11 protein-coding genes are annotated in these 12,227 nt (G+C 53.1%); 3 read left to right on the top strand and 8 right to left on the bottom strand.

Going from position 1 to position 12,227, the window contains the following annotated elements; all coding sequences use genetic code 11:
- Positions 1–219 precede the first annotated feature (219 nt).
- Positions 220–480, top strand: a complete 261-nt coding sequence (locus ACR0DG_RS21335; protein WP_480707333.1) for a hypothetical protein — start codon at positions 220–222, stop codon at positions 478–480.
- Positions 481–651: 171 nt separating this feature from the next.
- Here ACR0DG_RS21335 and ACR0DG_RS21330 read toward each other — a convergent pair whose 3' ends face one another.
- From ACR0DG_RS21330 to ACR0DG_RS21295, 8 genes are all read right to left on the bottom strand, one after another.
- On the bottom strand, positions 652–1,983 hold the full coding sequence (locus tag ACR0DG_RS21330; RefSeq protein WP_480700504.1) for a DUF3179 domain-containing (seleno)protein: 1,332 nt from the start codon (positions 1,981–1,983) through the stop codon (positions 652–654).
- Between the two features lie 520 nt (positions 1,984–2,503).
- Positions 2,504–3,760 (bottom strand): MSMEG_0569 family flavin-dependent oxidoreductase, encoded by a 1,257-nt coding sequence (locus ACR0DG_RS21325; RefSeq protein WP_480700502.1) that lies wholly within the window; start codon positions 3,758–3,760, stop codon positions 2,504–2,506.
- Positions 3,761–3,770: 10 nt separating this feature from the next.
- A complete protein-coding gene (locus ACR0DG_RS21320; protein ID WP_480700500.1) occupies positions 3,771–4,049 on the bottom strand; it encodes an MSMEG_0570 family nitrogen starvation response protein in 279 nt (92 codons plus the stop codon).
- Positions 4,042–5,025, bottom strand: coding sequence for a sll0787 family AIR synthase-like protein (locus ACR0DG_RS21315; protein WP_480700498.1), 984 nt, complete (start codon positions 5,023–5,025; stop codon positions 4,042–4,044). Before ACR0DG_RS21315 ends, ACR0DG_RS21320 begins: the two co-directional genes overlap by 8 nt.
- A gap of 14 nt (positions 5,026–5,039) precedes the next feature.
- Complete coding sequence (locus ACR0DG_RS21310) at positions 5,040–5,588, bottom strand: MSMEG_0567/Sll0786 family nitrogen starvation N-acetyltransferase (protein WP_480700496.1); 549 nt, start codon at positions 5,586–5,588, stop codon at positions 5,040–5,042.
- Positions 5,585–6,685: an MSMEG_0568 family radical SAM protein gene (locus ACR0DG_RS21305; protein WP_480700494.1), complete on the bottom strand. Its 1,101-nt coding sequence runs from the start codon at positions 6,683–6,685 to the stop codon at positions 5,585–5,587. The genes ACR0DG_RS21310 and ACR0DG_RS21305 overlap by 4 nt, the downstream gene beginning before the upstream one ends.
- The gene (locus tag ACR0DG_RS21300; RefSeq protein ID WP_480700492.1) at positions 6,678–7,658 is read right to left on the bottom strand and encodes a Nit6803 family nitrilase; all 981 of its coding nucleotides are present in this window, start codon (positions 7,656–7,658) and stop codon (positions 6,678–6,680) included. The genes ACR0DG_RS21305 and ACR0DG_RS21300 overlap by 8 nt, the downstream gene beginning before the upstream one ends.
- 103 nt (positions 7,659–7,761) lie before the next feature.
- Entirely contained in the window at positions 7,762–8,244 is a 483-nt protein-coding gene (locus ACR0DG_RS21295) for an MSMEG_0572/Sll0783 family nitrogen starvation response protein (RefSeq protein WP_480700490.1), read from the bottom strand.
- Positions 8,245–8,510: 266 nt separating this feature from the next.
- Here ACR0DG_RS21295 and ACR0DG_RS21290 point away from each other — a divergent pair, with 266 nt between their 5' ends.
- On the top strand, positions 8,511–9,881 hold the full coding sequence (locus tag ACR0DG_RS21290) for an aminotransferase-like domain-containing protein (RefSeq protein ID WP_480707331.1): 1,371 nt from the start codon (positions 8,511–8,513) through the stop codon (positions 9,879–9,881).
- A gap of 414 nt (positions 9,882–10,295) precedes the next feature.
- A complete protein-coding gene (locus tag ACR0DG_RS21285) occupies positions 10,296–12,041 on the top strand; it encodes a hypothetical protein (RefSeq protein WP_480700486.1) in 1,746 nt (581 codons plus the stop codon).
- The last annotated feature ends 186 nt before the right edge of the window (positions 12,042–12,227 follow it).

Raw genomic sequence — 12,227 nt, 5'->3', positions numbered from 1 at the left:
GAGGGCTCCGCGCCCGGCGCGCTTGCCCAATCAGACGACGGAGAATATGAAAACCAAACCCGCAGACTCTCGTTATGAAGGAGAGAGCCTTGGGAGGTAGGTCGGGGCGAACCAGTACTGGGTGGCACCTCTTCGATTTCATGGGCGAAAGAAAAAACGAGTTATCGCTGAAGCACGCGATATCTTGATGTTCGTTTCAGCGATCATTGTGTTACGGTAATGACCATGATCGAATTGGTTGCTCTTCTAAGTATCTACTACAAGTGTGCGGCTCTTGCTGTTGATGACAAACTGTCTCAGGACCAACGCTTTGCGTGCAATAACTCTTATCAAGCAGCGAAGCGTATTTTCATAGAGGACAGCTTGGACGGCAGGGAAAGCCGATTGACAGCACAGCAAAACATCTTGGCCTATCAGCGCTTCAAGACTTGGGAGGCCGAAAATGCCGAACTTGTTCGTGAATTAAGGGCATCGGAATAGTGCTCCGCATCTCCCGCTATTTGATTAAGAGTTGAAGAAATACGACGACCGTGACGTAGGTCAGGCTTCTATTGGATTAGCTACGTGGATGACGCAGGCTAACGTCCAGCGCTGGACTGGACGATGCTGCGGTTAACAACCGGAACAAGCAAGCAGAAGCCAAAAAACCCGCTATTGCTGCCAAAGCTCTGTGTTGGGATGGAATTGGGACCAGGCAAACCAAAACGCTTGGTGGCTGCCAAGGTCTGATCCGTCTAATCCTACGGCTTTTATCCCTCCGGCCTCAAGTTCCAGCCGCACGTTTTCGACAACGATCTCATCTCCGCGTGATAAGGCCACAAGCGCGGTACTTCTTTGGAAAGCAACGGGTGTGCCGGATGCCGTGACAACACCAATGATGTCTTCATGGACGGGCAGGCGCGGATCAACATCGCCGATGGGGAAAATAGGTCCGTTCGCGTCTCGTCCGTTGCGGAAATCGGGGTCGCGACCCAGTGCATAACGCTCAAGTAAAACCGTGGTGTCCGGATACAGTGCCTTCCAGGTTCCCCAGTCCGTCGTGACGACTGTTGCCTGTTCCAGCTGCAAACCTTTATCGGCCAGAGGGCCGGTAACAGCATGGCCCAAGAACGTATCAAATACTGAGAACGTGTTGTGGTCATACATGACTTTGTTGGACCTGCTCAGCAGTCCCGAAGTCCGTAGGATCGGACGATCGACCCCTTCCGGCATACGGTCGGTAAAATATGCCTGCGCCGCGCCGCACAGCGTGCAATAGGGGATGCCGAGGTCGCGGCCGCCCAACGTGTCGTTGACCATCTCACGCACTTCCATAATGCGTCGCGGGTAGGCGCGGTGTTCACCGTTTATCGAAATACCAAAAACGACGTCGTCGTCTTTTAGCCAAGTTGCGTCCTCGGCGCTACTGACCTGTGGGTTGTCGGCAGCAGGTATGCAATTGCACCCATTGTCGGTCGTGTCATAGGGGCGATCATCGATCAGAACGCCGCCCCAGGAGACCAAACGCCAATCTATGTCTCCTTCTACAAAAATGCGCTCCCACCCAGGCACGACATTAGTGAAGATCGACCGCTTGAAATTAAGATAGTCGGGCGGCGCGGGAATATCCCAAGCAATAAGATGGTCTGTAACGAGCCCCCAGCCATTTTCCAACCCAATCTCTGTTTCCAAAAGCGCGGCAGCAGCGTTTGTTAATTCTGTGCTCAACTGTTGCGAAGGCACAAATCGCATCAAGTCGCTGATAATCCATGCCAAACGGGGGTCATCAGATGCCGCGATATCCGCCAAGGCGAGCCGTTGATTTTCACCCCACGTCGAGCTGACCACACTGTCGACGAACGCGACTTTCAGAGCAGCCCGAATTTCAGGGCTGGGCGGACCATTTGGCACATCCGGTGGGTGCCCGAACTCTTCGATCACGTAGTCCGGCAGCGGGTTCGCCGTTTGCGCTTGTAGTGGCCCAGAATGGGCCATGGTCAGCATGAAAATTGATGCTGATAAAACAATGCATCGCGGGGCATTAGTCAGATAATTTGTCAACGAAGTTTTCAATTATTTGCTCCCGTGAACTATCGCATCTGGTCGTAGTAAGATTGCGTCTGATCTGCGTTTCTCTGATAGTGCGATCTTAGACGGCTCTCGTAGAAATGTTGGATCATCCTTGGACAAACGAAATCACGTTTTCGTTAAGACTTGTCACTTATTTTCGGTAGTCTAGACCTATCATTGGCCTTCCAATTGCGGTTTTGTAGCCGACGACAATGTTCGTCTTTTCCGCATCCAGGTCACGAACACTGTTCTGATCTTCCTTGGGCCCAATGCTTGAAAGAAAGTCGACAACCCGATTGACTTGCAGCTTTGCAACAAGTTCGAGCGCGCAATAGTTATCGCAAACACTCTTATCTCAAGCGTTCAATTATCAATTTTAAATTGAGGCTTCTGCTACAAGTCTTCGGACCTATCGCCTTTGGAACCCAACTGCTACTGATAGCCAGACGCCAGATCAGGACGCGACCAATAGTCCGGATGTCGCCTTTGCCGAAATCGCTTCGCCCAGGTAGCGCGCATCTTCGTCGATTCCCAAAAAGCGCCCAGACCCCCATGTGTTGAGCCAGCCAAGCCCGATAAAATAAAATCCGTCCTCGCGACAAATCCCGCGCTCATAGACCGGTCGTCCGCGGGGATCAAAAACGTCGACATCAATCCAGTCGTAGTCCGGCCGGAAACCGATAGCCCACAAGATGGAGGTGATCCCTTCTGCCTCGCAATCAATCTCGGTGATCTCCTGCGCAGGGTGCCAGACTTTCTCGAACGCAGCCTCTGAGGGCGCGTCGATGCCGTTTTTCTCAATATGAGCATCAATCGCCTGTCGAATACCGCAATAGCTGTCATCCGCGTCGTCAAGATTTTCCCCGAGATCCGGCAGAAATTGGATTGTCTTCCCCTCCATACCAGCGACTGATCCGTAGAGAGAGACACCCTCAAGCGCGAACTTACGCAGGTCGATTTCATGACCACCATCGCGGCCGGTCATATAATGGTTGGTTTTGGTTAAGGCGTGTTCCGGATCGGGATGCCGGTCGATTGTGATTTGGTAATGACCCATATCATGCAACCAGTCGGTCGCGTCCCGTCCCCGGTATTTGCGGGGTGAGCGTGGCGCCGGGCCAACGGCCAGGTGCACCTTGCGCCCTTGAAGATGCATGTCTTCCATTAACTGAACACCGGACTGGCCGGTTCCGACAACAAGGGTTGAACCTTCGGGCATCTGTTCAGGGTTGCGATAGTCGACCGAATGCATCTGAACAATTGAGGGATCAAGATTTGCGGCGTAAGGCGGGACAATCGGATTGTCGTATCCACCTGTTGCAATCACCACTTGATCGGTCGTGTAGTTGCCTTTGCTGGTGTCCACCAGATACCCGCCGCCGGGGCGTTTTGTGATCCGGGTGACAGAACAATTCTCGACTATGGGTGGATTGAAGGTGTCCGCGAATGCGTCAAGGTAATCGGTGATCTCATCTTTGACCATGAACCCGTCTGGATCGTTGCCCTGATACGGGAAATCCGGCAGCCTGCATTGCCAATTCGGCGTGACCAGACAAAAGCTGTCCCAACGGTTGACGCGCCACGAATGGAACTTGTTGTGCCGCTCGAGCACAACATGATCCACGTCCCTTTGGCACAGGTAATAGCTGACAGACAGACCGGCCTGACCACCTCCGACGATGACAACAGATTTTTGCTCACGATGTGCCACGTTATACTCCTTAGGAAATCGAAAGGCAGACGACATCTGCCGGTGCTTCGAAAGTGCTTGCCTTGCGTTCAATTCGGGCCAATTGGGCATCGGCGCTAGAGCAGCGATAGCCGTATTTCGCCTCGACCCTGGTGCTTGCCAGTTCTAGGGACTCGCGGCAGCGCGCCAGAAAGTCATCCAACGGATAAGCCGAACCAGCGGATAGGAAATCACGTACGACAGTCGACGGTGAATAGCATTCCTCGGTCTGCTCGTCGGGCCAGCGAATGGTGAAACGTGTCTCAGGCATTCGGGGCCTCTTTCGCGTACAGGTTCAGATAAGGCGCGCGGGCATAGTCCCAGAACAGGGCGGATCCCTCACGACCGGTCAGGTGAACTGTACTGCCCTCGTTGACATCACCGCAGATCGTGGCGGCGACACCCCGGTTCTGAAACGCCTCGCAGATTGCTTCGGCATGATCACCATGGGCGCTCAGCAAGAAGCCGAAGCTTGGAAAGCTGCGCAGCCAGCGGTGCAGATCGACATGGTCTGGGCGCGGCAATGCTTCGACCTGTATGTCGATGCCAACGCCGGAAGCCTCGGCAAGCATCAGCGCGGTGCCCACGATACCCCCCTGGCTGATGTCCTTACCTGCCGTAACATGCCCGGCTTCGGCCAAAGCGGGTAGAATTTCCATGTTTTCGCGCAGCATTGCGGGTGGTGTTGTCAGGGCCGCATTCCAGTTGTCGAAAGGCTCGCGGTAACTACCACGCAGATCGACAGCGCAGATCAGAACATCGCCGGGTTTGGCCGCAAAGCTGGAAATAACCCGTTTTGCATGGCCCAAGATTGACACAGACAGTTGCAGCTCACTCGTGCGCAGGTTCGTATGGCCACCCACAATCGGAACATCATAGGCTTGGGCAGCGGCCTTCATACCAGCGAGAACCGGTTGTGCCTGCTCGGCGCTGGGAGCCCAGATCGCGTTGGTAACACAACGTGGGCGCCCACCCATCGACAGGATATCCGAGATATTGACCATGACGCCGCACCAGCCTGCAAACCATGGATCCGCCTGAACAAAGGCATTGATGAAACCTTCACAAGCAAACAGATCGTAGCCCTCGCCATTGGGCAGCACGGCACAGTCATCTCCGGGTTGGCCTTTGCTGGACGGGCTCAGACCAAGTGTTGCGGTGCTTTGGGCAATGTCCAACTTGCCCCGAACCGAAGGGTGTTCGCGCAGCTCGCGCACGATTTGGCGTAAGGGTAGATGTGGCTTCATTGCTGATACCCCCTTCACAGGCGCGCCTGACGGGGCGCGAGTGTTTTCCACCCGGCAAAAGGATCCGGGATTGGTGGGTAAGCGTTCAGATCCGCCTGCATCTCCATATGCGGCACGCCATGGATTTCGACCTCGCGCAGTGAACACCAATGCAACCTTTCGAACAGCGTCACATTTTGCATTTGAATATGCGCCAGAAAGCGGTCGCATCCGCGCCCGTGCGCCGTGCATACCGCCAACTGAATCAGCTCTGATCCCAGGCGGCTCAGGCGGCGATGGCTGGGCGAAACGGCAAGACGGGATCCGCGCCAGACGCACGGGCTGTCTTCGTGAATTCGCACAGTACCCACCACTTGATGCGCTTCAGCTGCAAAAGTGCTTATGGCAACCAGAGGCATTGCAATGTCATCGACCTCATCCCGGTCGTGCCCTGTGAAAATGCCCTGCTCATCGACAAAGACCTGCTGACGCAGATCACGTGCACCGTCCATCTCCCACGGAAGCGCAGCGGCGCGTATGATATAGTCAGGCGACAGGAAAGTGTGGGCGTTCTGAAAACTCATGACGCCCTCAGCTTTTCGTATGTGGACAGGGCAGAACATGCCCCGCATTTGGCGCAGCCGGCTTTGACGGTTTCCGCGCTCATTCCCGCGTTCAATATCATTTGTGAGAGGGGCCGAAGAAGGCTGGCCATGAAGTCCGAGCCCGGTGCGGGATGACTTTCCAATGGCGTCCCCGATACGGGCACGAACGGCACCACAAAGGGGTAAACTCCGATCCGGCACAGCGCGGCTGAGGTTTCAAGGATCGCTTCACGCGTATCGCCGAGCCCCGCCAGGATATAGGTCGAAACCTGTCCCCGGCCAAAGACCTGCACGGCGGCTCGGAAGCTGTCAAAGTACTTCTCAACGCTGACCTGCGCCTTGCCGGGCATGATACGCTCTCGCACCTCGGGTGTGACGGCCTCGAGATGCATTCCCAAAGCATCCACCCCGGCCGCATGCATGCGTTCGTGCCAGATATTATCTTCAGGCGGTTCGCATTGGCCTTGGATCGGTAGATCGACGGCCGCTTTGACGGCTGCTGCGCTTTCTGCCATTACGGCGGCCCCGCGATCCTTTCCCGCGGGCGTGCCGGTGGTCATTACCATATGCCGCACGCCATCCAGTTCGACGGCGGCCTTTGCAACTTCGGCCAATTGCTGAGGCGTCTTGTGCGCTATCGTCCGTCCTGCCGCCAGCGACTGGCCGATAGAACAGAACTTGCAGGTTTTCTTACGGCTCTCGTACCGGATACAAGTCTGCAGAACCGTGGTCGCCAAAACGTCGCGCGAATGCAAGGTAGCGATTTTGCTGTATTCGATGCCATCCGCAGTTTTCAGATCGTAGAATTTCGGTCTACCCGGAAACCGGATTTTACCCATCGGCATTCCGGACTTGGTAACCTCGGCCAGACCGTCGGCACCCGGTGCCTGAACGACATATGGGCTGTCAAAGGCAGGGGCCGTGTGAACGGGCACCATCACCGTGGTATCGCCCACGGTCACAGCCTTATGGTCGGTTGGCCCTGCGCCTCCGCGGCGGCTTTCAAGTCCTGCGGTCGGATCGACCAGACGCATACCACGCGTTTGCAATTCATTGATCAGTTCGGCGTCAGACATCTTCGGCCTCCATGTCTTGTGTTGCATTCAGGTCCTGCGCTTCTTCGATCCGGCGTACAGGCTGCGACGATCGCGCATCGTGCACCAGATGCAGCAATTCAGGCCGGGCATAGTGGCCAACACTGTCCATCATCCGTTTGCGTTTGGTGATCAGCTTCATATCCAGATCGGCGATCAGGATGCCCTCGCCTTCGGTCAGAGGGGGAACCACATGACGACCCTCGGGTGAGATGATGCAGGTCATACACCCATCGCGCAGACCCTTTTGCAACTTGGGGTCATCCGAGATGCTGGAGATCTGCTCTTCGGTCAGCCAGCCAGTGGAATTGACGACAAAACACCCCGATTCAAGCGCATGGTGGCGCATCGTCACTTCGATCTGTTCCCCGAAAATGGGGCCAACAAGACTGCCGGGGAAATGGCCCACATGAATTTCTTCGTGCTGAGACATCAGCGCATAGCGGGCGAGCGGATTGTAATGTTCCCAACAGGCCAGCGCACCAACGCGTCCCACCTTTGTGTCAACCACTTTGAGGCCGGCACCATCGCCCTGACCCCAGATCATGCGCTCATGATAGGTCGGGGTGATCTTGCGGCGTTTCAGTGCCAGTGATCCATCCGCATCGAAAACCAGTTGCGTATTAAAAAGCGAGCCATTGTCGCGTTCATTCACGCCCAGCACGACTACGACGCCTCGTTTGCGCGCAGCATCTGCCACAGCCTGCGTTTCCGGTGAGGGGACAACAACGGCCTCGTTATACAGGCGCAGATGTTCGGGCCCCTGTTGAATTGGAGGCAGCACGAATGAAAAATAGGGGTAGTAGGGCACAAATGTTTCTGGAAAGACGATCAGCTCAGCCCCCTTTTCGGCAGCCTCGGCAATCGCGTTCAGGACACGTTCGATGGTTCCGGAACGACCGGTTAAATCCGGTGCGATCTGAACCGCAGCAGCGCGGACTATGTGGTCTGACATTGGCCCATCCTTTTTCGGGAAATGAGCGGCGGCGTCGCCGCCCAGATCGGATTGGATTGAAACCACCGAGGCCGTGCGATCACCGCCTCGGTGGAGCTTTGGATCAGAGGGTCCAGGTGTCCACGATCACCGCGTTGTCCCGTACGTGCAGCAGCTTGAGGTCCAGCACATCCTGCGGCGCGATCGGTGTGATACCTGGCAGCAGAGAAGGCTCGCCATGGCCCATCAGCATTTGCAGTGCGAACCGGCAGGCATAAACCTTGCCGCCCTCATTCATGAATTTCACCAGGTTTGCCGCGTAGTTCTGCGCACCGGGAAACGCTTCGTCACCCAAAGTGGGGAAACCACGCTGGACACCCAGCGAAACTCCGGGCCCGTACAACAAAACCGAGGTTTCGAAACCTTTCCGCTGAAGGCGGATCGCCTGAAGAATGTTGACCAGCCCGATCGAGCCTTCGAAGGCTACCGTATGGAAGGTCACAAGGGCTTTCTGACCTTCTTCTGCCTGTACGTCTTCAAAGACCTTTTCTTCGTAGTTTACGAAAAAATCACCGTCCTTGTGGGCTGCTGTTGTTACTTCGGGCATTGCGTTCTCCTGTCGCTCGCTTGGGTGTTGTCCTTAGCTAGACAGGTGCTCGGCAGGGTCGCCACAAATGCATACAATATTGCAATCAATGTAATTGTATTGATTGTATGAATATGCTTACCAGATAGGCAAAATCATGGGTTTTGCATGAATTTATGGGCTGTCTTGGGCTAATTCACTTGGAATTGGGCCCAGAAGCGCGGCAAATATTGTCTGCAATTTATGCATACAATATCACGAAACTACAGCAATTCTGCAGGCGGATGATGGAAAACTGGTCGCAAAGAATCGAACAATCCGGCAAACCTCGCTATCTGGCGATTGCAGATTGCATCGCACAAGACATGAAAGACCGGGTGCTTTTGCCCGGTGATCGACTTCCGCCACAACGGCGGTTGGCCGACTTAATCGGCGTCGACTTCACGACCGTGTCCCGCGGGTATACCGAGGCGATCAGTCGGGGTCTTGTCGAGTCTCATGTCGGTCGAGGCACGTTCGTTCTGCCGCAGCTTAGCGTGAGCAATACCAGCGACGAAAGGCGGGCGCTGGCCAATGACCTGACCATGAACGCGCCGCCTGAACCTACCGACCCGGAACTTCTGGAGCGCATGCGGGCCGGTCTGTCGGCTGTGTCCGACGATCTTGTCCACTTGTTACGCTATCAGAACCCGATCGGCGGTGAGATCGACAAAGAGGCAGCGTCGATCTGGTTGTCGATGCGCGGTCTGGTACCCAATCTCGATCGGATTGCGGTCACACCGGGTGCGCATGCGACCATGCTGGCTATTCTGACCGTTCTGGCCCGCGCCGGAGACTGTGTGCTGTGCGAAGACATCACCTATGCGGGGTTCAAAAAAATAGCCGCGCAGCTTGGTCTGAAACTTGTGGGTTTGCCCATGGATCAGGACGGCATCCTGCCTGAAGCGTTAGAGGATGCAATTGTTCGACACGCCCCAAAGGCGCTTTATCTGAACCCCACACTGCACAATCCCACGACGATTACCGTTCCGCAGGATCGCCGGCTCGAGATCGCCAGTGTCATCAAACGACACAACTTACCCCTTATCGAAGACGACGCATATGGGTTTGTCCTGCCCGACGCCCCCCCTCCTATGGCTGCCAGCGCGCCGGAATTGACATGGTATATCGGTGGGCTGGCCAAATGCATCGGCGCAGGCCTTCGGCTGGCTTATTCGGTCGCCCCCAATGCGCGAGCAGGGTTTGCGATGGAAAATGGCATTCGGGCTGTATCCGTAATGTCGTCACCGGTTTCGATGGCGCTTGCCACACGGTGGGTTCTGGATGGCACCGCAGACCAAATCCGGCGTTTTATCCGCAAGGAAAGCGCGGTCCGACAGGACATCGCCGCGCAAACCATAACCGAGACCGAATTCCTGTCTCACCCGCACGCATTCAACATTTGGTTACGCCTTCCCGACGGTGTGACTTGCGCAACATTGATGTCCCATATGTCCAATCACGAGATAGGCATCTCACCCGAAAGTGCCTTTCGGACGGTTGGCACGCAGGAGCAGTATGTGCGTGTCTGTCTGGGGGGACGTATCCGGCGTGAAGCACTGCCGCTGACGCTTGCTCATTTGAACAACCAGATTTGGCAACTGGCCCGGCAGGAATAGAGAACGTCGACCTAAGTTAAAATACTGTATTGATGAGTAGAGGTGGAACGTGTGTTTTATTTCTTCTTTGGGTTTTGTTTGGAAGAAGCCGAATAACCGCCGAAGAGCAATTTCCCCAAACTCCTGAACTAGTGAGTGGTCTGCTTTTCGACCTTTTCATAAGTAATAATAGGTGTTGACGAGAATTGTAAAAAAGACTGGATGTTGATCCTCAACGACCAGCTACAGAAAATAGAACTGCCGAGTTTCATAAGCCCCCATATTCTGGTCGCTAAGAATACTATGGCGAGTGAACAACATCCATCCGTGTATTTTGGCGTCACCAAAATCAATTAACTTGCCCATGAAATATCGAGCCTATTATAGCCTGAGACTGGGGAGAATTTTATAGTTTTTTAGTTGTTCGGAGTTTTGATGAAAGTCTCTAACTTCACCCAAATACGGAAAAGCAGTCTTACACAATCAGCTAGTTTATTCTCGCTATTTATTGTTGCAACTTCAGTAGTTTCTGAGTTCTTGCTAGATTTTGATCATCTCATATTGGTAAGCACCTTAATACTCGTTTTTTTGTTCGTAATATATTTTTGGGGGATGACGCTTCGGTATCATGTCAGCGATTGGCGGATACCCGCAAGTTTAGCGATAGTTGTCTTTTTCGCTTTTGGTGTCACACTCCTTCGCTATTTCGATGAACCTACACGATACTATGTTCTGTCATCCGTAATTAATAGCAATTACCCGCCAGCGGAGCCAGCCTTCCCAGAAATACCGATGCTGTATTACTGGCGAACAGACATAATACCTTCGTTCTTCGCTCATTGGTTCAGCTTAAGTGCATTGGGTGCAAATATCGTTCTGAATATTCTAATTGTGCAGTTTTCTCTTCAACCCATCTGGAGTTGGGCAAATCGGGAAAATTCAAACGCTATGTGGCTTCTTGCGCCATTGGTGTTTTTTACAGGCTCCGCGATAACTATGTTTTGCGCGCTTTATTGGCATACCGGATCCCCAGAAATTACGCACTTAGAAGCCTACGGGGAAAAATTCAATGTTCCATTAATTACCTATTTCGGGCAACCATCGTTCTCTCATGCCTTCCCGGCAATCGTTAGCATTGTTATTTTCTGCTGCGGTGGTATCCGATCTTTCGATTTATCGGTACCGGCCGTAGGTTTACCTGCGCTGGCGATTATTCACACCACTTCATATGCTGCACTCCTTCCCGTGGTACTTCTCGTCACCGTACTACGAGGCAAGCTGTTTGCCGCTTTGATACTTCTAGTTTCTTCTTTGGCACTTGGTTATTCACTAAACCCGCAACTTTCGAATTTGCTCTCAGGTCTTTTTGCAGATAACGGCCACTCAAGTCTCCACTTTAGAATGGGTGCGATAGACGGGGACGTTTTCAGGAGCGTGGTTTTTAACATAGCGCAATTTGGATTTCTTCTTTTTGTTCCCGTTTGGCTTCTGTTAACGGATTTAGATCGTGTATCAAAAATCGCGGCCTTGTGCATTTTCTTCGGGTGCTTGGTTTCTTTTAATTTCATAAAGTATGAAAATTCATGGGATATGGTGAAATTCCTCACCTTGTTAACGATTTCGTGTGGAATTTGGGCTTTGTATATTTTTGAAAAAGGTCCTTCGAGACTTCGTAAACCAATAGTGTTTTTAATCTTCATTTATGGAGTTTTTGATAGTCTCTGGATATACGAACGAGCCAATCGAATAGGTTTATTCAAAGACGGATTTGAGGCAGGTATTGCTACTAGGCTCGAGCAAATGAAGTACTCCGAATCTGATTTCTCATTTCTTGCAGCTGAGTTTCGAAGACTTGACGAGGAAAGAAGTATCGTAATTTCAAACGTCGAAGATGCTGAGTATCGACTCTTGCTAAACGGCCAATCAATCGCGAGTCTACGTGACTATGAATGGGAGCGTGGTTTGGATCGAAAACTGTTGAAAGAGCGGAAAAACCTACTCGGGGGGTGGCAACATAAAGACTTCTCGATATTGTTCGGGTCTGGCATTGAGATTCTTCTTACTGACTGCTTACCAATTCGTTCCATTGGTGCATCCGAGTTTGCCCGGGTTTCTGATTTAAAGGCATATTTTATTGAAGACCTTTCGGGTAATTTCGATACCTCTTTTTTGTGTCGCTGAGTTCGGCCACTAGCTTTAGGATCGGGTCATTAAAACTCCTTTCAGGATTATCGGAAAGGTGGACTTGACCTGGTCTCCGCGGTTTCCCTTGTTCTAATTTGGAGTTTGCGCAACCTCTTGAGGGGTCAAGCGGATGCGAAAGAGCTGTTTTTTAGAAGCGCAGATCACCGGAAAAAACCTAAGAAC

It is taken from the genome of Ruegeria sp. BG8 (assembly GCF_056538325.1).
This window is presented reverse-complemented; position numbering and strand designations above follow the sequence as displayed.